Annotated in this window: 21 protein-coding genes, 1 other RNA gene and 1 CRISPR repeat array (1 of these 23 running past the window's edge); of the genes, 12 read left to right on the forward strand and 10 right to left on the reverse strand. The window is 46.6% G+C overall.

All coding sequences use genetic code 11. From position 1 onward, the window contains the following. Positions 1 to 12: 12 nt before the first annotated feature. The 5 genes from HCG48_RS14550 to HCG48_RS14570 all read right to left on the reverse strand — a co-directional run bounded on the left by HCG48_RS14550 (position 13) and on the right by HCG48_RS14570 (position 3,560). The gene (locus tag HCG48_RS14550; RefSeq protein ID WP_168569807.1) at positions 13 to 1,065 is read right to left on the reverse strand and encodes a Gfo/Idh/MocA family protein; all 1,053 of its coding nucleotides are present in this window, start codon (positions 1,063 to 1,065) and stop codon (positions 13 to 15) included. 63 nt (positions 1,066 to 1,128) lie between these two features. After that, entirely contained in the window at positions 1,129 to 1,854 is a 726-nt protein-coding gene (rnc, locus tag HCG48_RS14555) for a ribonuclease III (RefSeq protein ID WP_168569808.1), read from the reverse strand. A gap of 80 nt (positions 1,855 to 1,934) precedes the next feature. Then, an RNA gene (gene rnpB, locus HCG48_RS14560) (RNase P RNA component class A) lies at positions 1,935 to 2,358 on the reverse strand. A 142-nt stretch (positions 2,359 to 2,500) separates the two neighbouring features. Continuing rightward, the gene (locus HCG48_RS14565; protein ID WP_168569809.1) at positions 2,501 to 3,193 is read right to left on the reverse strand and encodes a hypothetical protein; all 693 of its coding nucleotides are present in this window, start codon (positions 3,191 to 3,193) and stop codon (positions 2,501 to 2,503) included. 49 nt (positions 3,194 to 3,242) lie between these two features. Beyond that, positions 3,243 to 3,560 carry a DUF6464 family protein gene (locus tag HCG48_RS14570; protein WP_168569810.1) on the reverse strand — a complete coding sequence of 106 codons (318 nt, stop codon included), beginning with the start codon at positions 3,558 to 3,560 and terminating at the stop codon, positions 3,243 to 3,245. Positions 3,561 to 4,158: 598 nt separating this feature from the next. On the opposite strand from HCG48_RS14570, the gene corA reads away from it, so the two are divergent. Next, on the forward strand, positions 4,159 to 5,343 hold the full coding sequence (gene corA / locus HCG48_RS14575; protein WP_168569811.1) for a magnesium/cobalt transporter CorA: 1,185 nt from the start codon (positions 4,159 to 4,161) through the stop codon (positions 5,341 to 5,343). Positions 5,344 to 5,386: 43 nt separating this feature from the next. Here the strand turns inward: corA and HCG48_RS14580 are convergent, their stop codons facing one another. The 4 genes from HCG48_RS14580 to HCG48_RS14595 form a co-directional block, all read right to left on the reverse strand. After that, on the reverse strand, positions 5,387 to 6,016 hold the full coding sequence (locus HCG48_RS14580; RefSeq protein WP_168569812.1) for a LamG domain-containing protein: 630 nt from the start codon (positions 6,014 to 6,016) through the stop codon (positions 5,387 to 5,389). A gap of 100 nt (positions 6,017 to 6,116) precedes the next feature. After that, the gene (locus tag HCG48_RS14585; protein WP_168569813.1) at positions 6,117 to 6,989 is read right to left on the reverse strand and encodes a hypothetical protein; all 873 of its coding nucleotides are present in this window, start codon (positions 6,987 to 6,989) and stop codon (positions 6,117 to 6,119) included. 422 nt (positions 6,990 to 7,411) lie between these two features. Next, a complete protein-coding gene (locus HCG48_RS14590) occupies positions 7,412 to 9,157 on the reverse strand; it encodes a hypothetical protein (protein ID WP_168569814.1) in 1,746 nt (581 codons plus the stop codon). Between the two features lie 132 nt (positions 9,158 to 9,289). Continuing rightward, the gene (locus tag HCG48_RS14595; protein WP_168569815.1) at positions 9,290 to 10,444 is read right to left on the reverse strand and encodes a DUF58 domain-containing protein; all 1,155 of its coding nucleotides are present in this window, start codon (positions 10,442 to 10,444) and stop codon (positions 9,290 to 9,292) included. Positions 10,445 to 10,670: 226 nt separating this feature from the next. On the opposite strand from HCG48_RS14595, the gene HCG48_RS14600 reads away from it, so the two are divergent. Continuing rightward, positions 10,671 to 11,939: a type IV pilus twitching motility protein PilT gene (locus HCG48_RS14600; protein WP_168569816.1), complete on the forward strand. Its 1,269-nt coding sequence runs from the start codon at positions 10,671 to 10,673 to the stop codon at positions 11,937 to 11,939. A 357-nt stretch (positions 11,940 to 12,296) separates the two neighbouring features. On the opposite strand, the gene HCG48_RS14605 is transcribed toward HCG48_RS14600, so the two are convergent. Continuing rightward, positions 12,297 to 13,472, reverse strand: coding sequence for a helix-turn-helix transcriptional regulator (locus HCG48_RS14605; protein WP_168569817.1), 1,176 nt, complete (start codon positions 13,470 to 13,472; stop codon positions 12,297 to 12,299). Positions 13,473 to 13,726: 254 nt separating this feature from the next. Here HCG48_RS14605 and HCG48_RS14610 point away from each other — a divergent pair, with 254 nt between their 5' ends. The 10 genes from HCG48_RS14610 to cas2 all read left to right on the forward strand — a co-directional run bounded on the left by HCG48_RS14610 (position 13,727) and on the right by cas2 (position 23,036). Then, positions 13,727 to 13,900 (forward strand): hypothetical protein, encoded by a 174-nt coding sequence (locus HCG48_RS14610; protein WP_168567320.1) that lies wholly within the window; start codon positions 13,727 to 13,729, stop codon positions 13,898 to 13,900. A gap of 11 nt (positions 13,901 to 13,911) precedes the next feature. Continuing rightward, positions 13,912 to 15,633, forward strand: a complete 1,722-nt coding sequence (locus HCG48_RS14615; protein WP_168569818.1) for a Cas10/Cmr2 second palm domain-containing protein — start codon at positions 13,912 to 13,914, stop codon at positions 15,631 to 15,633. Next, positions 15,603 to 16,739, forward strand: coding sequence for a type III-B CRISPR module-associated Cmr3 family protein (locus tag HCG48_RS14620; RefSeq protein WP_320415739.1), 1,137 nt, complete (start codon positions 15,603 to 15,605; stop codon positions 16,737 to 16,739). The genes HCG48_RS14615 and HCG48_RS14620 overlap by 31 nt, the downstream gene beginning before the upstream one ends. After that, entirely contained in the window at positions 16,739 to 17,560 is an 822-nt protein-coding gene (locus HCG48_RS14625) for an RAMP superfamily CRISPR-associated protein (RefSeq protein ID WP_168569819.1), read from the forward strand. The genes HCG48_RS14620 and HCG48_RS14625 overlap by 1 nt, the downstream gene beginning before the upstream one ends. Beyond that, on the forward strand, positions 17,560 to 17,976 hold the full coding sequence (locus tag HCG48_RS14630) for a hypothetical protein (RefSeq protein WP_168569820.1): 417 nt from the start codon (positions 17,560 to 17,562) through the stop codon (positions 17,974 to 17,976). The genes HCG48_RS14625 and HCG48_RS14630 overlap by 1 nt, the downstream gene beginning before the upstream one ends. After that, positions 17,960 to 19,699, forward strand: a complete 1,740-nt coding sequence (locus HCG48_RS14635) for an RAMP superfamily CRISPR-associated protein (protein WP_168569821.1) — start codon at positions 17,960 to 17,962, stop codon at positions 19,697 to 19,699. The genes HCG48_RS14630 and HCG48_RS14635 overlap by 17 nt, the downstream gene beginning before the upstream one ends. Before the next feature lie 4 nt (positions 19,700 to 19,703). Then, a complete protein-coding gene (locus HCG48_RS14640) occupies positions 19,704 to 21,245 on the forward strand; it encodes a hypothetical protein (RefSeq protein ID WP_168569822.1) in 1,542 nt (513 codons plus the stop codon). Between the two features lie 239 nt (positions 21,246 to 21,484). After that, on the forward strand, positions 21,485 to 21,763 hold the full coding sequence (gene csx18 / locus HCG48_RS14645) for a CRISPR-associated protein Csx18 (RefSeq protein WP_168569823.1): 279 nt from the start codon (positions 21,485 to 21,487) through the stop codon (positions 21,761 to 21,763). Continuing rightward, positions 21,760 to 22,755: a CRISPR-associated endonuclease Cas1, Slr7092 subtype gene (locus HCG48_RS14650; protein ID WP_168569824.1), complete on the forward strand. Its 996-nt coding sequence runs from the start codon at positions 21,760 to 21,762 to the stop codon at positions 22,753 to 22,755. Before csx18 ends, HCG48_RS14650 begins: the two co-directional genes overlap by 4 nt. After that, positions 22,755 to 23,036 (forward strand): CRISPR-associated endonuclease Cas2, Ssr7093 family, encoded by a 282-nt coding sequence (gene cas2 / locus HCG48_RS14655; protein WP_168569825.1) that lies wholly within the window; start codon positions 22,755 to 22,757, stop codon positions 23,034 to 23,036. Before HCG48_RS14650 ends, cas2 begins: the two co-directional genes overlap by 1 nt. 185 nt (positions 23,037 to 23,221) lie before the next feature. After that, positions 23,222 to 23,394: a CRISPR direct-repeat array (repeat unit 36 nt; unit sequence GTCCCCACTCGCTGGGGAAACTAATTGAATGGAAAC) (it continues 1,917 nt past the right edge of the window).

A 23,394-nucleotide genomic window follows, 5' to 3' on the forward strand; every position in this document is an offset into this window, starting at 1 on the left:
GAGGATCTGCGACTAGGAAATCGAGACCTCGCGCCCGCCTTCTTGCAGGGAAAGGGTTAAGGCATTGAGAATTTCAACTAATTTCGCAGCAAAGGCACCGTCGGAGGTGGCGATCGCTGCGGGATCGTCGATCCATCGGACAAAGCGATCGCACACTTGCGCGAGGGGTTCGTCAGTCCCTACGGGAATGATTTCCGTGCCTTCGTCGTCGGGACTCCAGCGATCGCCCCGACGCTCCAATCTGCCCCGCTTGAAGGTTAGGGGAGCTTCTCGGGCCATTTCGTCGAAAATTAAGGTCCCGCGATCGCCGACGACTGCCAATCGTCTCTGTTTGTCCGGATTCGACCAGCACAGGTGAATGCACCCTTGAAAGCCACTCCCATAGGTCACCGTCGCCCAGACTAAATCGGCGAGTCCTTGGGGGTACAAACTCCTGGCAACGGCATCGGCTTCGGTCATCTGGGGCTGTAGCCAAATTTGACCCGTAGCGCGGGCGCTGACCGGGGTTTGACCGAGCCAGGTATTGAAAATGACCAGATCGTGAATGGCTAAATCCCACAAGGCATCGACATCGCCCCGGACCGGACCGAGGTGGGTTCGGGTCGCATAGCCGTAACGGAGGGACCCGACCCGGGCGATCGCCTCTTTTCCGGCGCTAACGGCGGGATGAAACAGGTAAGTATGGTCTACGAACAGGCGGCGATCGCGCTGGCGGGCTAAATCGGCGAGTTCGACGCACTGGCGCGGATCGAGGGTGAGGGGTTTTTCTGCCAATACGTGGCAGTTGCGCTTTAAGGCGCTCAGGATTAACTCGTAGTGGGTCGAGGCGGGAGTGGCGATCGCGACGGCATCGAGAACCCTCAACTTTTCAACTTGTTGCCAATCTGTCGCCAGCAACACGGAACTGTCCTCATCCAAGCGCGATCGCACCTCAGCCAGTCGTTCCGGATGCGGATCCACCACCGCCACCACTCGCGTGCGCGGATGACGGACAAAATTGCGGATCAGGTGAACTCCCCAGCGCCCCGCACCTAAAATCGCGATGGAAATCGATCGATCGGACATCTTCTAACATCGAGTAAGTGAACTGTGGGGACGTTACCTTGCGATCGCAACGCCCGTTCTCGCCTAAGACGGAAGCGCTTGCGCCTGTTGCATTTCCACGAACGCCATCCGCGCCGCCGCCTGTTCTGCCGCCTTTTTCGTCCGTCCCTGTCCGTAACCGCGACGGGTTCCTTGAAACCACACTTCAGCCTGAAACCGTTGGGGATCGGCGTGAACTGTACTCGTTTCGCGGACGCGATATTCCGGCAGCATTTGATAGCGGCTTTGGGTCAATTCTTGCAAGGCATCTTTATAATTTTGCAAGGCCGGATCGCAACGAATTTGTTCGGCTAATTCTTTGAAGTGTTCGTCTAACCACGGGCGAACGAGGTCTAAAGAATGGGTGCTTAAATAGAGTGCCCCTAAGGTTGCTTCCAGGGCATCGGCTAAGCGCGATTGTCGTCCGTTGCGATCGCCCGCCGCCCCCGGAGAGAGCAGTAAATAGCGCTCTAATCCGTAGTTGTCCGCAATTTTCGCTAACATGCGATCGCTCACCAACAGCGATCGAATCGAAGCCAATTCGCCCACTTTGGAATCGGGATAGCGTTCGTCGAGATATTCCGCCGCCGCCATCCGCAACACTGCATCCCCGACAAACTCCAGGCGATCGTAATTCATTTCCGACGAAAAACTCGGATGAATTAAGGCGAGATCTAACAACTGCCAGTCGATCGGATCTTGAGGGGAAAGCCCCAATTTTTGGATGAGTTTTTCCAGTTCCCTTTGGCGTTGGGGATGATTTAGAGTCATATCCAGCACAATCTATGTGGAAATCGTCGTCCGGGAAACAAAACCGCCCCGAATTCGACGATCGCGATCGTCAAAAAATCGAGAGAAAGTAAAGAGTAAGCCGGGTTCTGTTCTGCACTTCCCGAGGGAAGCACAGGGCGGTTATCTATCTGGGACGCCTGTTACCAGACGCCTCAAGCGGCTCTACTAACGGGAACCGGGAAAAGACCAACCTTAGTTCCCTCTTACCTTGCTTCCAACCGGGGTTTACCGAGCCAGCGCCTCTCGACGCTGCTGGTGCGCTCTTACCGCACCTTTGCACCCTTACCTGTTAGCAAGAATCCGGAAAACGACGCCCGAAGACGACGCCCGAGCTCGTTCTTGCTTCATCGGCGGTATGTTTCTGTGGCACTCTCCTCACGGTCACCCGCACTGGGCGTTACCCAGCAAGTTCGGTCTTTCGGAAGCCCGGACTTTCCTCAGATCCCCATGTTTGAGAATCTGCAACCACCTACTTTTACTTTCTCCCGATTTCTAGTTTATACCATTTTAGATTTCAGATTTTAGATTTCAGATTTCAGATTTTATTCAACGGGTATGAATTGAAAATCTTAGATGGCGCGATCGCGGCGATCGCCGCCGGGTTGACTCCGCGCGATTTTGACGTCTATTTTCTCTTTTCTTTTTCTTGTCTCCACGGTAGGGTTTCCGTCCACGGTAACGGTTCGACTACAAACTGACAGCTCAAGGGAATTGGACGGGGGGCGATCGTCGAGACTTCACTCGCCGCAAAGCGAAAAGCCAAAGATAAATAAAAATAAAATATTTCTAACTTCGGCTGAGATCGATTCTTTTTTTTGTCGTCTTTTCGATCGGGTTTGAGTTTGGAAAAATCGACAAAGGTGCGGGCAATAGCGAGGGGCGAACTTTCAGAGTTTCTCCGCAAACTGCTTTCGCTGGCGATCGGTTGAACTAAGGTGCGTTTGGCGGGAATGACACTATTGACTTGGGGAGAAAGTAAATCTAAAGTCATCCCGGGAATAATCCTAACAATTCGGTGCGATCGCCCCTCCAAATCGATCGCCGCACTCGCATCCCAATCGATATAAAGCTCGCGATCGCTTTTGTTACTAATTTTGAGTTCTAAAAACTTGAATTCGTCGAGATTGTATCTTTTTTCTAGCTTCACGTCAATTTCGATCGCCCCTTTGAGCTGCTGGGTTTCGAGCTGCTTTTCGAGAAAGGGGCGATCGAAACGAATCATTATTTGGTGTACGAATAAGGAGGCGATCGCCCGCGCTATAACGGTTACCACGCAGACTAAATAGAACGTCAGGATAATTAAATCGAATCCGGTCATTTCCGGTTATTCATTTTCTATTTTTCAGTTTTGAATTTGTTTTACACTTTTAAAATTTACTTTTCGCTTCCGAGTTTCGCGATTGGTAATGAGGACAGTCCCGACACGGACCACTTGGATTGACCGCACAACGAATGTAAGCCGAACGCGCGTTAAATTGACAGGTCGGATCTCCGGTCACTTCTCCAATTCCTTCGAGATAACGGCGATCGCCTGTAAAAGGCGTTCTCCCCGGAATTCTAACCACGGGAATTTCTCTAGCCCGGATTAAATTTTCACGCGCTCTAACTTGCGCCTTTCGCATGACCCACAACGAAAACAGAGGTGGGGCGATCCCCAAGATAAAAACGGCAAGAGTTTCTAACATGACAATTGCTCCTAACACTGACCAATTAGCTTGCAATTCTCCGATCTATATTCTCCGATCTATTATAAATTTATGCGATCGTCATCGACCTACTTGACTTGACTTACTTCTGTACCAATTTTGGCGGCGATCGTGAATCAAAAACTACAATTAAAACTTATTTTTGCTATAAATCTCTGCGATCGCCCTGCTTGAGATTGTATTATAACTCCAGTCCAAACATTAAACACAGTCATCTTATTTTCCTTTTTGCTCTTAAAAGATACATCATCTCTCTGGTATTTTCTCCTCTTGCTTTTTGTCTCTTCCCGCTTGACTGTTCCCTTCCCCTATCCTGTAGCATGTTCCTCAATACAGCAATTGGTGCTGTCATGAGGGATAAGAGGCAAAGATTCCCCCAACCCCCTTAAAAATCCCCCTAAATCCCCCTTGTTAAGGGAGATTTAGGGGAATCGAAATGTACCGCCCAATAGCAAAAATGTAGGTTTACATTTTCAATAAAAACGCTATATTAAGGCTGAAAAATCAACAAAATTTCACCAAATGACTGAATAATTGCCTAAAATCTCAGTGGTAGATGTACTCAATTGGGTTTCCCATGTCAGACAAAAATATACCTTTTACGAATTACTTGCCCGATATTGTCGCCCCGGAAGAGGAGGAAGAGTCTTATGTAGACTACTTCTACGACGAACCGGGAAGTGCGCCAGGAACGCTCAATATTGAAGAAGATGCAACCCCTTCAACGATTGTCCTGATTGACTACACCGAAAGCAAAGCAACGCGGAAAGTTCTACCCACTCCTGACGCCTGTCATCCCTATTTAGAGAGTCAGTCCGTCTCGTGGGTAGATGTTCAAGGTCTGGGAAGTGAAGCAGTTTTACAACGGTTGGGAGATGTTTTTAAGTTACATCCTTTGCTGTTAGAAGATATTGTTAATGTTCCCCAACGTCCGAAAGTTGAAGATTACGAATCTCAACTTGTTATTATTGCTTGGATGGTGATGCTTAACGAAGAAAAAGAAGATCCGGATGACGAAGCATTTATTAGCGAGCAAGTTAGTTTTGTTTTGAGTCAAAACTATCTATTAACCGTACAAGAAGAACCGAAACACGATAGTTTTGACCGGGTACGCGATCGCATTCGCTTTAATAAAGGAACGATTCGCAAATACAAAGCAGATTATCTCGCTTATGCCCTCATCGATGCCATTATCGATGGTTTTTTTCCCGTTCTCGAAGAGTATGGAGAACAAATCGAAAATTTGGAGAATGAAGTTGTTGCCAATCCTACGCCGAAAACATTAGGAAAGATCTATAAAATTCGTCGAGATTTACTCGCTTTGCGGCGCGCAATTTGGCCGCAACGAACGGCTATTAATAATTTAATTCGGGATGGTAGTGATTTAATTACTCCGGAAGTCAGGATTTATTTACGGGACTGTTACGACCACGCTATTCAAGTTTTGGATATGGTCGAAACTTATCGGGAATTAGCCGCCGGATTGATGGATGTTTATCTATCTTCCGTTAGCAATCGGATGAATGAAGTGATGAAATTGCTAACGGTTATTTCTACAATTTTTATTCCTTTAACTTTTGTGGTTGGAGTTTATGGAATGAATTTCAATCCCGAACGATCGCCCTGGAATATGCCGGAATTAAATTGGTATTGGGGTTATCCAATGGTTTGGTTGGTGATGATCGCGATCGCCTTGTCTCTAATTTTCTTGTTTTGGCGTCGGGGATGGTTTGAAAATTTTTCTTCTGTAGATGAAGATTAAAATTAATGGGCTTAATAGGCTTTTTAAGTCTTAAAATTAGGCATTAGGCGGCGATCGCGACTTCCAGCCATTTAGGATAGGCAAAAGAAGCAGATCGGGATAAGTGTAAGTTATCGGGATAAGTCTGGCTTAAATGAGTAGCTACAATCTCTAAACTATCCCAGAGTAGGGGGGCTTCGCCGAAGGCTTCTAGCGCCAAAGTCCACCATTGTTGTCCGTCGATCGCTAATTTTGTCAGTTCTAAATTGCACCCCGTACCGTTCATTTCTGAGAAGGAAATAGGGGCGATCTCGCGATCGTTCGCGATCGCATATCTACGCTGAACTCTCGTTTTTTCTACCCCGATCCAACGTCCGTTATTCAATACATAATTGGGCAAATTGGCGTGTAGTCCTTCGCAAATTGATTTTTCCCAAAATTCTGCATAGCCTTGCCAGCGATCGCCAAAATGAACTAACCCACCCCCATTTTGACGCCATTTAATTTCTAAGCGTCCTTGTCGGAGTTTGAGGTTAAAATAATCGTGACCCGGAAGAAATAAATAGAGGTCTTCTCGGGTTTCTGGCGGGGTGCGATCGCCTCCCGGACATCGGAGATCGAACCAATCGGCGATCGCTTTCGGTGGCGTTCCGGAATGAAACCAACGTAGTTCTACGGTTGGAAAAATACTCATTTTTTTCCAATATTGGAGTTGTCAATTTTACGGACTTAATCCACTCAGTTAAGCTGTTCTTTCCGTGGGAATACAATTGCAATGTAGGTGAGGCGATCGGCTATTGAACTGGGCGAACAGTTTGGACGAAATCCAACCATTTTGGAATTTTAGATCCGACTAAATCGAGGACGGGAATCTCTTGATATTGAGTTCGAGATTGCCGTTCGCCTATACTATAGACGAGGGTTGTCGTTTCGGTATAACTCAATTCAAATTCAGAAGCAATTGCTCTCGCTTCGCGACAACTAATTTCAAACATGCCCATGTCGATATTGCCACCCCCAGCAAAATAATACCAAGAAACACCAGGAGACCAACCGCGATCGCATAAAATTCGAGTAACCTCGTACATTTTGGCAATATGAACGTCGTAAAGTCGTAAGTCTCCACCATAAGCTGATTGGGTCGTGTCGCGGTTGGGGACAATTAATTGCGCGACACCTTCATCTAATAGAATGGTCATCGGTAAGGCGGGGGCTTGACTTGTGGTTTGCGGTTCTCGAATGGGTCGAATAAAGTTGCGATTGGCACGAACATAGCAGTTTTTCGGTCCGCCTGCATCGAGGGCGCGATCGACAAAAACCCAAGTTTTATCTTGTCGATCCCTAGTCACCGTCCAGCCAGAAGGAAAGCCATAAGCTTTGAAGGTTTCGCCATTTTGAAAGGTTCCGCGAACGGGTAGTCCTCCGATATCGACATTCTCTCCGTAATAAAAAGCAGTATTCATTTCTGCACCGGATCTTCCATCCCCGCGACAATTCAAACCATTGGGATCGGGATCGGTCACTTGCCAATATAAATGACTCGTTCTACCGGAATAATTTCCATTGGCATCGGCTTGGGGTAGGTCGCTGGAGAAAGCTGTTTGACTTGCGCCTAAAAGACCGAAACTTATTGAGAAAAAGATGATGTTTTTAAAAATAGTCTTCATGGGATTTTAGCCATTTTGAATGGTCTAAGGTACGGAATGAATCGATCGATTCTCGCGTAAGTGGGAATGACAGGTTGCGTGGTCTGAATGCAGCGTCGCCGATTGTGGGAAAAACCCTATTTGCTGCCGTATTTGTCTGTCTTTTTTGACGCGATCGCGCTTCCCTATTCACGAGAGAGACCGACACCTCGATCGCCGGACGACGAATTCCCGAACCGGTGAGGCGATCTGATGAGGCGATCTCAATTGTGAATTGTGAGTGACGATCTAAAATGCTTTTGCGGTCGTCTGTCTCGATCTCCGTCTTTAGTATAAGTTGGGGGCGCAACGATAAAACTTAAAATATAATAAAAAATTTATTACTTAGAATAGCTCGATCGCGTCTCGCCCTAGGGAAGCGAGAGGCGATCGCCCCTGGACCCCTATAAAATCACCGTCGGCGCTTGGGGTTCGATATCCGGCACTTCGCCGCCAACTTTGGCACACTGACAGTCGATCGAAGTTGCCCCATGTCGGTTGAGAACCCGCATCAACTCCATTTCGCCGCGACGGGGTAACATCGTTTTCCAAGCCAACAATGCCTCTTTCATCGCCCCCAAGTCTAAGAAATTGCCGTTGCGATGGATCGCCACATCTTCGTTATCGCCGCGCCACCCTTTGGGGACGTAACCGAGGGGAATCAACATCGATCGCTCTACATCGTCTAACAACGCTTCCAAACGACGAAAACGCCCGACGTGAAAATCCTTGGGATTGGCTTCCAGCCACTGTTTCACCGTCGGATCGGCGAACACTTCCTGGCGCAGTTGGGCGATCGCCGCAAACAGGGCTTGATGGGAATCTTTGACGCAAGAGGTGGCGGGAGTGACTACGGACGCGCCATTTCCCGGTCCGGTCCGGTAGCGCGCCGCCATCAACGCCAACTGCTGGACGATCGCCCCGAGGGGATCGAACGTGCGATCGCCCAATTCGTAGGGAACCGTCAGTTCCGGCAGCCGAACGACGACATCGGAGACGGCGATCGTATACATCCAGCCGCGCTCCAAATTCCCCATATACTGGTGCCAATATTGCGCCCCGGAGACGATCGCGTTGCGGTTGTGAGCGTAAATCTGACGGTAAACCAGATCGAAGCGCAACTTTCCGGTAAACTCGTCGGTTACGACAGTGGCAAACCCGAAAGAAAAATGACCCGTCACGAAACCGAACGGCAGGTTTCTGCCCCGTTTCCCGCCGCGCCATCCGAAGGTATGCACTACTAACGCCGTATCCCCTTTATACCAAAGTTCGCGCGTGCGCCGCTTCATATACTCCGGCGTCCTCTCGGTTTCCGGAACGATCGCCCCGTTATTATCTACGAGAGTCTGACGCACTTGACCGACGGGCATCGGTTCCCACTTCGTATCCAAAAAATAATCTAACGTTTCGTCGCGACCCGTCACCATGCGCGTCGGCCCGAGTTGCAGTGCTTCCACGGGTTCGATCGCCTCCACCGCAAAGGTTCCCGACTCGTCAAAGTCGCCGTAAACGTACCATCCCCCATCGTTTAAGGGCGATTTTTCAATATTTTTTATCGAACTTTGTTCTACCGGATCGACGGCGTAAACGGTTCCGGCTTTGGGAAAGCTCATGACCTCGGAGGAGGCATCGAATCCCTCGGTTTTCGGGTTGTAATGGGCGACTCGATAGCGCTTTTCGCCTGCGGGGGCGATAAATTGAATCAGGGCTTTTTTGACCCCGGACAGTTGGATCGGTTCGTCGTCAATTTCGACCACCCAGAGGGGACCGTCCTGTAGCACTTCGACGACATCGAGTTGCACGCGCACGTCGTCGTCGGCGCGACTTCCGGCGAGGGATTCGAGGGGACTCACTTGCTTCCACCCATCGAGGCGGGTGGGGTGAAAGGTGCCGATTTTTTCCATGGTCTGCCAGGTGACTTCATCGAAACGGAGGTCGATGGTGGCGCGATCGATCCAAGTTCGATGGCGGGATTGGGGGTGCCATCTCACCCAAAGGTATTGACCGAGGAGGTGGCGGTAAGCTTTGGGGGCATTTTCCAGGAGGATGAAGACGCCGCCATCGGGGCGACGTTCGGCGTAAAAGGGGAGAATCAGGCGACCACTCCAGGGGGCGACGGGACGATAAAAACGGGAATTGGCTGGGTTCATGGGTTAATGTGAGAAATGACGAACCGTTTTTTTCATTGTAGGGTCGCGGTTGGAGCGATCGCCACGACGGTACGGGCCAGTTTCTCGGGTGTCCCCCGAGGGGGAAGGGGGAAGGCGCGCCCTTCGGGGAAGTCAGGAGATGGCGGCTTGTAATTGCATTTGCAAGGGGCGATCGCCTTGAATGGATAATCCGGAATAGGGGGATTTAAAGGCGATCGGGTTGTCCGGGTCTGGGGACCAGCCGATCCAGCGCGACCCTTCCGGGAGGCGATCGCAACGGTCGGGGTTTTGGGTGAGCCAAATTAAGGGTAAATCGGGGGGGTCGCCGTGGTTGACCGATTCGTGGGGGCTAGCCCCGGCGAGGGCTTCGAGGACGACCCGGTTACCTTTGACCAATCCGGTATCGGCGGTCCACAGTTGGACGTTGAGTTGGGCGCGACTGGCGTAGAAGTATAAGGAGGCGGCGGCGATCGCCGCTTGCTCGAAGTTCTCAAGTTCCCACGCACTGGCCGTATCGAGGGCGATAATCAGTTCCTGACCTCCGGTGGTCACTTCCAACTCGCGCACCCGCAATTCGCCGTAACGGGCGCTGCTGCGCCAGTGGACGAGGCGGGTGGGGTCGCCGAAGCGGTAGGGGCGCAGGGTGCGGGTGGTGCCTTCGTTCGCCATGGCGGCGCGGCGATCGCTCTCTACCAGGAAACTGTCATCCCGTCCGAGGCGATCGACCAAGGGGCAGGTGTTCAGGGGGAGGACTGTGGGATAGACGATCGCCTGGGCGGGCACCTGGCGCGATCGTCGGCACCAGAATAAGCCTAATGGGGTGGCCGTCCGCAAGTGGATTTCATGCCAGCGATAAATGCCGCGACGGGGGGCGAGATGGGAATAGGTCCAGGGATAGGTTCCCCCGGCGGGGATTTCTTCGATAACTCCCTGTTGGGGTTCGCCTAAAACAAAGGGAATCAAATCGCGAACTTGGAGCAGGGTTTTCGGTTTGGAGGTCGGATTTTCAACGATTAATTCGATATTGAGCCAATCTCCGGCGCTAATCGGTTCGATCGGCGATCGCGTCACCACGAGGGATTTTAGGGAACGCGGCGGTAAAACGGCTGCCAAACCCAATAAAGCAAAACTCACCCCGCTCATGACGTACAACCACCCCGCCATTGTATTGGTGGCTGCGGCAAAGAAAAACAGAGAAAGCGACCCTAGAAGCCATCCAGCGTAAGCCGGAGTCACCCAGCGAGTTTCTAACGATTCAGAAATGCGAATTCTCAGTTTTTTTAACATGCAATCCTCTCCTTTCTCTAAGGGGCAAATAGGGGGTGAATCGGGGGCGAATTTTAGGGGCGATCGGATTAAAAAAGATTACGGAATCCAACAACTGCTGAAATTTTTTTTAAAATATCAGTAAATCTACGGATGACAATTTGAGAAGGGTGCATTTCAGGAAAAAGTATTTATACGCATTTCTCCATCCGTTCCCAGCATAGTCATTGGAAAGGCTCGTGCCATCATGGATAACAATAATAGTTCTGCCAACGTTCAATCTCGGGTGCCACCTCGCGTCCCCCTACCGCAACCGCCGCCGACGCGACCGCCGGGAGGCCGACCGATTAGCGGAATGCCAAAAACTCCAACGTCCAAACCTGCAGAACTCGGGCAAGGCAGCCATTCGACTTTAGTAAAGCAAATGGTCAAGCACGCCTACGCCCACAAAGCCTCGGACATCCACATTCGGGTGGGGGAAATTCCTCGTTTCCGCATTCGAGGCCAAATGCATCCGGCAGAAGGCCAGGTTAAAGTGACCCTGGATATGTTCGAGTTATATTTGCGCGAAATTCTGACCCCCAGACAACGAGAAGAATTTGCCAAAAATAAGGAACTGGATACGGCCATTTTTTACCCCGGTTTAGTACGCTGTCGGGTTAACTGTTTTGAGACCCTCACCGGAGGGGCGATCGTCCTGCGTTTAATTAGCTTGCACGTTCCCTCGATTGAGGAGTTGGGCTTACCTCCTGTTTTGAAAAAAATTATTTCGCTTTCCCAAGGGTTGGTGTTGGTCACCGGACCGACGGGTTCGGGGAAATCGACCACCTTGGCGGCGATGATTCGCCATTTGAATGAAAACGCTTACAAGCACATTATCAGTATTGAAGATCCGATCGAATACGTTCACGCCTCAGAAAGATGTTTGGTCAGTCAGCGTGAAGTCGGTTTGCATACCCACGATTTCCACAGCAGTTTGCGTTCCGCCTTGCGGGAAGACCCGGATGTTGTCTTGATTGGGGAAATGCGCGATCGCACTACGATCAATACGGCCCTGCAAGCGGCACAAACGGGTCACCTCGTCCTCGGAACCCTGCACACTCGCAATGCCATCAACGCGGTCAACCGCCTGTTAAACCTCTTTCCGCCGGAAGATCACCAGTCGATGCGGATTCAAATCGTCGAATCTCTCGCCGCCGTCGTCGCCCAACTGCTGGTTCCGACTACAGAGGGCGGACGGACTGCCATTCACGATGTTTTAATCAACACTCCGGCAATACAGGATTATTTATTTAAGGGAGAAGATGACGAAGCATTCTATTTAATGCGAACGGACACCCACGAAGGAATGCAGGTGATGAACAACGACCTGTATCAAAAGGTGATGACGGGTCGGATTGCTTTGGAAGAAGCGGAGAAAGTGTCTCCAGATCCGAGCGAATTAGACCGCTTGATGCGAACGGGCGGTTTCGATGCGTCCAAATCTGTTCGGGATTTTTCCAAGTCCTCTCGCTAAAAAAGATCGGAGTCGGGACTCTGACGGGTTCGGGGTCGGGTCTGTTAGAGTCCCGACGTTCTTTTTGAGGCGATCGAGATACTGTAGCAAGGGTCGATCCGTTTTAATACCATTTTTCTAAAACCTCGATGGAGATGGATCGCCTGTAAGGACACGGCACTGCCGTGTTCCCAGCCTCGATCTCTCTCATTATTTTTGAAGCTTAGTATAAAAAGAAAAGGGTAGAATATTTATCGCACATTCAGAAAAGCCAAACAATTTCAAGATCTTTGAGGGGCGATCGCCCCCGCTCTCTTCCTCGAACTCATCGAGAGGGATCGGAAGAGTTAACCGTCGAGCAGAAAGTGAGAATAACGTTCACTCGCGATCGCGGGTAGAGGAGTAACGAGCGAGTAAATTGATGGCGGATTGTAGGTGTCGTTGAGCCAAAGATTCGGGAGCGAGAATTTTGGCACGGTCGGTATAACGGTTAACCCAAAGCAAGAACTCTTCTAAGGAACGTTCGGGTAAGGGAAGAGAATAATCGACATATTGATGCTCGCCTTGTCGATCTTTGGGGCCGAGTTTGATGTGTTGATGAGGATGGCGACGCTCGCCTTCGAGAATGAAATTGACGACCGGAGGGAAAAAGCGCACTTTCACCGAGATCGGTTCTAAGGTGCCATTGAGTTCGGCTTGTTGTTCGTCGAGTTCGCCTAAATACAAACCCCATCCGTTTTCGAGTAACCCATGAGCCGCCTCTAAACGTTGTTCTTGTATAGTGAGAGGACGTTGCTGGTTGAGGAATCGGCAATAGTTACGGAAGCGATTCAACCGACTGACGGCGAGTTGTCCGGTTTCGACATATTCGTAAACCAGATACCAAGCAATATCGTGATAAATCAATTGTAACGGCCAGATGCGGGTAGAACCATACCGATCGCGACCGTAAAGATCGAGGGAGCGCGATAATTCGACAGCTTGACCGTCGAGGATGGCGGTTTCGAGTCGGTCGAGTTGAGCGAAAAGGGTATCTCGTCTGGAACCGCGCAGATGTTCCGGGTCGGTTTCGACTATCGTGCGATTGAGATGGGAGCGCACGGGATAGAACAATTTCCCTTGAGCTTCTACATCTAAACCGCGCAATCTTTTGCTGACTTGTTGGTAAACGCGACGGGCGATCGGATTGGCTTGATACTGGGCTTGAGAGGCTAAAGCATGCAATGCCACTTGCAATTCTTCTAAGGTCATGGCGCCCGTGCCGAGATAGTAACCCCAACGATACATGCGGCGATCGAGGATCTTGTAATCGCGTAAGGTTTCTAAATCTTTGCGTAACGTTGCCGGAGCTGGATAATCCGGCGGCCATTGAAACTCACTCCCCAACTCCAAGACTTTCGCTCGCACAGCATCGAGAGCATTGCGATGTTTCTCCGATTCCTTGATTTTGCATTCCCCCACCCCTGGATAACGCACTAGGGTGGCCATCAACACCATCAATCGCTCGAAAGCCGTGCGATCCGAATAAGCATGAATACTGGGTTTTTTGGCCATTTCGCCCTCTCCCCTCTCTATTGCCGCTTTCCAAAAAAAAGATAATATCGATCTCTTTCTTACGAGAATCCTTCAACCCCAGACGTAAAGAAACATTACCCGCTTGAAAGAAAAATTGGTAAATATTGTGAAATTAAAGACAAGCGGGAATAGAAAGTCTATACTTGAGGGAGAGAATTAAATGAGATTAAAACCCGTCAAAGGGGAAGAGGGGTAAAGCCCTCACTGGATGGCGATTACTTAACTATAAGGATATGAGTAAGGAACCTTTTTGGCAAGCAAAAATCTGGGGATTGTTACACGATCCGGCGTTGAAAGCATTGCATGATCATACCGAACGCGGTGATGAGGGATTTTGGCACTATCTACAAATCATCAATGATGCCATCCACGCCCCCAGTTGCCAAACATCTATTAAAACCATCTAAAAGTTAAGCTCATGACTGAATATACTGCCATTACATTTGCTCCAGTACAAGGGTTTATTGAAAAGTCACGGAAATTACGAGATTTATATGGAGCTTCGATCGTCCTGTCTTATTTAAGCTCTAAGCTCGTAGAATCAGCATTATCTCAGGGATTGGAAGTTATTTCACCGGGATTGCCGAATTTGCAAAAAGGGATGCCTAATCGGATCCTCATTAAAGGAAAATTCGAGCGTAATGATGTTGAAAAAGTTTTGTTGGATGAATGGAAAAAAGTTTTAGTTATTTGTCGAGAATGGATAGAAGAGAATTTGGGTTTTCCCAAAGATAATTATTCTTGGTCGCAAACCGAAGAGCAAAAAGGGAAGCAAAAAGGAGAATGGGAGCGCTGGGAAAGTTATACCTGGGAAATTTTCTGGGGACATGGTAACTCTGTCGATCGCGCAATGGAAGACTTAGAAACTCGGAAGTTAAAACGAGGTTGGACGGGGATTAATTGGATGGGCGAAAGTTCGAGTTTAACCGGAACGGATGCGATCGCATGGCATCAGCTAGGAAGAACATTAGAGAAAGGTGAAGATCCGGGGCGATCGCTCACCCCCGAAGAAAAAGACGCCCTCGAACTATTCTACCGACGTTTATCCTGGTTACTGGATAATCCAGACTATCGAGTAGGGAAACCTCATTTATCTTTACAACAACTCAGAGACTATGAAGAGTCAAAGCCAGAAGAGATTGGTAAATATATTGCACCTAACGAACGTTTAAGTATTCCCGAATTAGTTAAACGCTTAGTTACTTACGATGCTATTGCCGATGAAATCGACATGGTCAAACTTAAACCAACTAAAAACGATCCAGAGTTCAAAGATATTAATCGTAATGCTGGATATTGGACAGCTTGGTTTATGGGGGATGGGGATAAAGTAGGAGACAAATTACAAATCCTTGCCACTCGTAACCCTGACAATTTAGAAGAGGGCGATCGTAATTTAAAAACCTTTACCGACCTTATGAGAAACTGGGGTAAAGAATTTGAAAAGCAGTCCGATTCATTTACAGCCGGAGAAATGCGCGTTATTTACGCAGGTGGCGATGATTTTTTAGGAGTTTTATATAGTAAAGAAAGCAAGAACCAGGAAAACGCATTGAAAATCAAACCGAGCGATGCTTTTGAATGGTTACGGAAGCTACCAATTTATTGGGAACAGTTACAAAAAGATATTGACGATCGATTAAAACTTCAGTTTACCTTTAGTGTGGGTTTTGTATGGGCTGGGCATCAAGTTCCCCAACGAGATATTTTACAACATTGTCGGGAAGCCGAGAAACGGGCAAAGAGTTTAGGGCGCGATCGCGTGACGATTCGTGTGGTATTTAATAGTGGTCAATATGTGCAATGGACTTGTCCTTGGGATTATTTAGATATTTTAACCAAATATCGCGATCGCAATCAAAAAACAGGAGCAGAAGCCAATTGGAATCACATTTACAGCGATTGGGCGCAATTAAAAGCTCGTCATGCAATTCGCTTGCAAACAACTGAAAACAATCCGATCGTTAAAGATATTGCCTTATCTTTATTTGATTTATATTTTGATAATGCAGCAGATCGGTTTCGTAAACAGCGAAAGTGGGTTTATTTGACTGGAAAGATCGACGATGAAACAATAGTTAAGTGGTTGGATGACCTGATTGAAATAGGATGGCAACTATGTCGAAGTTCGAGTATTTAATTACGATTTCTCCCTTGGGGTTAATGTATGGTAGTGCTGGAGCATTTTTATCTCCAGAAAATTTAGTGGGGCGATCGGGAAGTAAATTCCCACCAGATGCAGCTACGGTTGCCGGACTTTTCTTTAATGCTAATCGAGAGAATCAATTTATCGACCATGAACAACTTCAACAAAATTTAGTCATCACCGGTCCGTTTTGGGCAAATCGAGATACTCCCAAACAGTTTTACGTACCCATTCCTTGGTATAAAATTTTAGGAGATGATGATAGTGACGAATGGACTCTTCTTGAAAAAAAACATAATGGCCAACCTATTGAGAGCGGAAAATCTGAAAGCTCATCGGATACTCAATGGTGTTTGGGGCGGCATGAGTGGCATCGGAACAATAAAGATTTACAGCCAGAATATAGTTGGCAGTTAATTGATAATTGGGAGTTTTCGGCTAACCAATTACATAAAAATAAAGGAACAACTCAAGCTATTGCTAAAGCTCCTTGGGAATTTGTTTCGTTTCTGCATCCTAAAATCAGAGCTGACGAACGGCATGTTGTAGAACAAGATGGACTCTTCCTGGAAAATGCCGTGCAGTTGGATCGACAATACTGTCTAGTTTACTTATCCAATTACGAAATTCCTGATGGATGGTATCGTTTTGGTGGGGAAGGGCATCTAGTAGAACTAGAAACACAACTCTTGCCTGAAAAACACAAAATCAACTTATTACTAGAGCAAAAAATCCAACATGCTTGTGCTTTAATTACTCCTGGAGTATGGGGATCTAATAAGTTGTCATATCGTTATCCCAAACATGCAAGTTTTCCACGCAAAGGAATGAAATTGTTAACGGATAAAGCCATTCCTTATCGTTATCGTTTGGGTCACAATAAAAAAGATCGAGAACAAGGAGAAGAAAAATATAAGACAGGAAGATTAAGCCGAGGTCGTTATGCAATGCCTCCTGGAAGCGTTTATGTTTTCAAGCATCCCTTAAATATGAATTGGTGGGATTTTCCTGATGAGTGGTTCCCTAAAGAAGGATTTCCACTGAAACATCTAGGATGTAGTTTGTGTTTGCCTGTAAAGATTCAAGGAGTACCTCAGTAATGTACAACAAAGCCTACGGAATTATTGAAACCCTAGCCCCGCTTCATGTTGGAGCTACTGCTGGAGAAGAAACCGGAAATCTCAACTTAATTTTCCGCGATCAATTTACACAAACGGGTATCATTCCAGGTAGCTCAATTCGGGGACGATTTCGTGCAGACATGAGAAGCCGTCACCCTGGAGAAGAACAAAGGTGGTACGGACATGAAGCGGTTGAAGGTCGTCAAGATGGTGGAACAACTGAAGCCTTAGTTAAATTTGAATATGCTTCGTTAGTGTGGTTTCCTGTTTTTTGCCCCGGTCAACCTGTCGTCTGGGTTAGTTGTCCTCTTCTATTAAAACGATTTAAGCGTCTTGCGGGCATCGATGAAAATGTCCCCGCTCCTTATACAGCACAAAGAGGATTACAAGGGCGACAAATGCAAGATCGTGGGAAGATTCTATTTTTTAACTTAGGATTTCTAGAAATTGAAAATGAAGAGAATCTATCTCAATGGATTCCTCATGGAACTGATTTAGATGCTAATAAATTAGTGGTCGTTCACGATAACGATATTGCGATGTTGCATGATATGGCTTTATATCGTCAAAGTCGGGTAAAGTTGTTAGATGACATGAAAAAAGTTGATACTGAAAAGGGAGCTTTTTTTAATACTGAAGCCTTGCCCGAAGGGAGTATCCTCGTGTTCCCCATTGCCTTGAAAGAAAAGGGATGGAAGCCATTTAATGAAGAGCAAAACTCTTGCGAATTATATTTTGGTGGCTTGGAATCAATTGGGTTTGGCCGTTGTCTTGTATCTCTTGCAGGAGATTATCAATAATGGGTTGGAAATCTTACGAACTCGATCGCGCAGCTCAAAAGTTAGTTTTAGCCGCACGGGAACGCGACTCAAAGTCGCTTAATCAATCTTATAAAATGCGGATGGCAGTTGCTTACGGTTTGGAACGATTTTGGGGCGAACATCTGCGTTTGGCTGGTAAAGAAAAAAATAAATCGATTTTCTGGAAGGAAACATGGGACGCACTACAGAAAATCATGAAAAATGCAGGAGTGACAATTCCTAACGATCGAGTCAATCCTGACAATACACAACAAATTCAAAGTATGTCTGAAAAACTTTGGAAATTATCATTAGAGGACCAACGAGTTACTTTAGCTGTCCTAACTCAACTTTGCGATTGCATAGTTTGGTGGACTCAACGATATAAAGGAGGGAAAAATGAGACAGATTCCTGATGCCTATAAAAAAGTTCCGATGATGTTTCGATCGCCAATTCCCGGGCGTTCTCAATTACAATATCTCGACAAAGATAAAAAGAAAGCGCGTGAAGCGCAAGACGTTGAAAAGTGGGTTAGTGAATGGACAGATAAATCACAACTCATTCCAGAAGAAAATGCACGGGATGTAGAGACTGAAACATTTCAAGCGAAGTCTTATCAAGTGTCTTGGCGTTTTGTGACGAATGGGGGGCAAGATGATGGGATCGTTCGTCCTGTCATTGGCGCTTCGGGAATCCCTTTTTACCCAGGGAGCAGCATGAAAGGTGCATTTCGGCAAGCTTGCGAACAGGCAGAACAACTAGGAGAAATTCCGGAAGGAACTTGCAATATTTATTGTGGTAATGAAACAGATATTACCCCAGGATGTTTGAGGTTTGAAGGTGCTTATCCTACCAACGATTGGAGAGAAGGTTTACTTGACTTAGTTCACCCTCAGCAAGGTTGGCAAGTCATAACTCCTGACACTAACAAGAAACCAAATGGGGAAAGTGCATATGCTCAAATTTCTCTAGACCGACCCACTTTAAGGTTTGCAATTTCCAGTGCTAAGCCGTTGTCCTCGCAACAGTGGGAACAAATTTGGCAGATTTGGGAAAAAGCGATCGCCTCTGGATTGGGGTCAAAAGTTTCTGGGGGGTACGGTCAAATCAATCAAACATCTCATCGTATTCTTTATAAAGCCAAGCTAAAAGGTCAAGGCCAAGCCGCTAAATTGATTGATGAAACTGGAGAATTTCGCCCTAATATTTTTCGGGCGGCACTTCGAGGTCATGCTTTAAGAATTTTTGGAGGCTTGACAGATGAAAGCACGGCACAAAATCTAGTTCAACATTTATTTGGAGGCATTCAAGGAAATGAACCGACCGTCGGACTCTTAGGATTTCAATTTCAACCTTCACAACTGGAAATTGAATCTTTTGGTTCGGGTCAATACGCTCAACCTACTTATGATGTAAAAGGTGAACTTATTTGGTTTCTAACTCGACCAATTGCCGACCCAAACCAAGAAAGAAGATTAAAAAATCTAGTCGCTAGATTAATGCAATTTGCCATGATTTTTGGGGGCTTTGGCAAATCATGGCGCCGTGTCGATCATCGAATATTCTTTGAAGAATATTATGAGGACACATATAAAGCTTTAATTGGTTGTCATTGGCAATGGTTAGACAAATCAACAAAACGACGCAATGTTAAAGTAGGTCGAACAGAAAAAATCGCTGAATTTATAGATCGGGTTCGAGATACTGCGAGAGAATGGATTCAATGTCAAAATCAGCCGCTCAATGAAAACCAATGGGCTAGCGATTGGCGAGAAGCTTGGCATCCCAGGAATGTTCAAGTTTGGGGTCGTGTCGCAGAGGATATGGATGACAGTGTAGCAGTACATTGGTTTCACAAGTCCTATCAACAAAGAATTCAAGGTATACAGTCAGAAGGCTCGATCTACAAGTCATCGGTAACCGGAAAACTTGGCCAAATCAGCTTAATTTGGCATCGAATGTATCCTGTTATCCTGGTCAAAAAGAATCCTGAAGATCCAAAACAGCCAATTGTCAAAAATACTTGTCGTTATTTGGAACTTATTACAATTTTTCCAGATAACTCTAAAGAATGCGATCGGTTTTTAGAGTTTTTGCATACTCATCCTGAAAATTTTCAATTATTGTGGGGAGAATAAGGTTATGAATTTGTGGATTGTAACGATTGGCAGTAGTGACATTCAACTCCATAGCGATGCAACTAACAAACAGCAAGGAAGAAGTCAGGGAGAAATGAGTGATGAAATTTGGTCATATTGGTATGAAGATGGGATTAAAAATGAACATTGCTATAGTGTTGTTTTTGAACCCAAGCGAGCTTTTGAAGATAAGGATGAGAATTATCGAATTGCATCTAGAGTGCTGGGAAATGTTTATGAACTCTCTGATGAAGACACCCGAACAGAAATTTTTGATTACTTAACATTTCCATTGTTGAGTAAGTTTATTAAAAGGCTCCAAAGCATAGACGTTCCTAATAAGATCGCGTTATTGCTTACCGATCAATCTCAAATCTTTAGTAGCGAAGAACAACGACAGGATATAAAATCCCCTTACTGGGATGATACTTGCAAGTTAGAACCCATTCTCAAACGTTATTTTGAGAAAGAGTTTCCCAATGTGGAGTTGGAGTTAATGACTTTAAAATTAACTCCTGACGAACAACCGGGGTTAGATGATTGGAATAAGGTTTTAGAACTCGTTCAAACTGAATTAGATGCCATCAAAATTGAGCCGGATACAGTTTATGTCAGTCATCAAGCAGGAACTCCGGCAATTTCTTCCGCCGTTCAGTTTATGAGCTTGGCTCGTTTCCGAAATAACGTACAGTTTCTTGTCAGCAATGAGTATACTCAGCAAACTCGTACAATTTATCGCTCAACTTATCTAGGAGCAATTCAACGTCAAGAAGCGCAAGCATTATTAGAGCAGCATAATTATGCTGGTATTCGGAATATTTTAGGATTGACAGCCGATTCATTGGATGAAAAAGCTAAGTCCATTAAGTATTTACTAGATGCGGCTGAGCAATGGAATTTTGCAGAATTTCAGAAATTTAAAACGATTGTCCAAAAACGTAAATTACTGGAAATCAAAGAATTTCCTTGGTACCAATCTGGCTATGAATCAGCTTATCTTGCTGTCGTGCGTCTCGAACAAGGAAGTACAGTTGATGCTTTGTTTCACAGTTTCCGAGCTGCAGAAGGTTCTATTAGTAAGTTTCTAGAAAAACGTTATCAGTCTCATATTTATAGAGATCCAAACCATGGACCTCAAGTCGAAATCTCGATTCGTCAAGAATTGCCCAACTATTTCAACTCACTTTCTCAGCCCAATAAACACAAGTTTGAAAGGCATCAAAAGATCGGTTTATATGGAGATCCTTTATATGACTTATTTAAGGAAGCTCGAACCGAAGCAAAGAATCATCCAGATATAAAAGTTGTTTGGGAAGTTGCTAAAAGCGAAAGAAATAACTTATTTCATCGGTTGGATGGCTTACAAGAATCTGAATTGTTCGGAATTTGGAATACTGCAACAGAAATAGATTGGAAAGCAAGATTATTGGCTTGTCTTAACTTTATCGCTAAAGATGAGCTTGCAGAACCTTTTTCTTCCCTTGAGGAAGCGAGTTTTATGGCTCAACTACACGATCGACTTCGAGAGAAGATCGCATCTTTTTAATCAGTTATTGGGCGATCGATAATTTACCATTAATTCGTGTAAACTCTCTCCCAATGGGGTCTAGAGATTTTGCAAAATGAATTAGCCCAAGCACAACTCGCTTAGTTTTCACTTTTCGCTTTTTGGGGAAGACGATCGCCATTCTCTACTGTCATGAGATCGCCTCCCCCCCTTCATCTCATCGAGGCATCTTTACGCGCCTCTTTCCAGCTTTTTACCAATCAAATAGGAGTACCTTAATGTACTTGACTTATCGTTCCGCGTTGGTTCGTAACATTTCTGTTGCCGCTCTCAATGGTTTGATTACGTTAGTCATTTTGCTGATTGCCCCATTAGGGTTAGCTGCGGTAATTGGCAATACTTTTTTAATTACCCTCGCCAGTTTCTTCACCGGAACCTTTGCCGATGTCGTCGTTCGTTATTTGCAACCGAGTCATCCCCCTCGCTCGGTTGCAGCCAGCTTGGAGAATGACTCGGCTCTCGGACAACGCCACCCCAACCACCTCGACCACCAATGAGAGCGCTGTATGTTTCCGAGCAAGGGTGTTATTTATCCTTGAATGACCAACTCGTGCGAGTTAAGCGCCAAGAGACCCTGTATGCCGAAGTACAACTTCCCTTGCTCCAAATGATTTTGATTTTCGGCAAATCGCAAGTGACGACCCAAGTGATTCGGGCTTGTCTCTGGCGCAATATTCCCATCGTCTACCTGTCTCGCATGGGATATTGCTACGGGCGCATTTTGCCCATCGAACGGGGCTACCGACAACTCGCACGCTATCAAGACGACCTCACCCTTAGCGACCGCTTGCAAGTCGCTCGCGAAATCGTCTGCACCAAATTGCGTAATTCTCGTACTGTTTTGATGCGACAACACCGCCGTCAACCTTCGTCTTCTTTAGATTTGGTGATTCAATCCCTAGCCGTACTCGTCGAAAAAGTACGTCAAGCCGACAACATCCCCCGGATTATGGGTTTGGAAGGAGCGGGAGCCGCTCAATATTTCTCAGCTTTTGGCGATTGTCTCAGTTCTGATGAGTTCATTTTTGGAGATCGTTCTCGTCGCCCGCCCGGAAATCCCGTCAATGCCTTACTGAGTTTTGGCTATCAAGTCTTGTGGAATCACTTACTGGCTTTGATTGAAGTTCACGGACTCGATCCTTATGTTGCTTGTTTGCACGAAGGTCATCGCTCTCATGCGGCTTTGGCTTCCGATTTACTCGAAGAATTTCGTGCTCCTTTCATTGATGCGTTCGTGATGTATTTAATTAATCGCAAGATGATGGACGTTCGTGATGATTTTGTTTACCACAATGGAGGCTGTTATCTCAATGATGTCGGACGAGTTAAATATCTGAAAGCTTTTGTCAAACGGATGGAGGAAACTATTACCGATGAGTTTGGGGAAAGTCAACCGAAATGGGATTTGCTCAATCAACAGGTCAAAGCTTTCAAACAATTCGTTTATGACCCCGTGAAACAACCTTATGTTGCCTACCAAATTCGCTAATGTTGTTGTATGTTATCGTTTACGACCTTCCAGACAATAAGCGGCGTCAGAAAATCCACGACTTGTTAGAAGGATACGGACAATGGGTACAGTATTCGACCTTTGAATGTTGGCTCAGTTCTGACAAATACGCAGAACTCCAAAAACGGTTGCGTTGCCAACTTAATTTGGATGAAGACAGTATTCGATTCTATCCTCTTTCGCGGCATACAGTCGCTCAAGTCGAAACCTGGGGCATCGGTCCGCCTTTATGGAAAATGCCCGGTTCTACAATTGTCTGACTCTCCTGCGAGGCTCGTCTCAAATCCCTGAAATGCCCAATCTTCGTTACGAGCCTCGATCCTTTGTCTGTCAAGCCTTTGAGCCTTCTTCCCTCCTCTCTTTTGGGCCGAATGTCATGACAAAATGGCTGAGGCTCGCAAACCGCCTCTGGACATCTGACCGCATAAGGGTTTCAATAGAGGGGGTCCCCACTCGCTGGGGAAACTAATTGAATGGAAACTATCCCATCGGACTAGGTTTAATCTCATGCTTCTCGTCCCCACTCGCTGGGGAAACTAATTGAATGGAAACTCGGCTTTGGCCTATCATCAAAAGGTGCAGGATTGTCCCCACTCGCTGGGGAAACTAATTGAATGG

The sequence above is a fragment of the Oxynema aestuarii AP17 genome (assembly GCF_012295525.1).
GTDB classification, from domain to species: Bacteria; Cyanobacteriota; Cyanobacteriia; order Cyanobacteriales; family Laspinemataceae; genus Oxynema; species Oxynema aestuarii.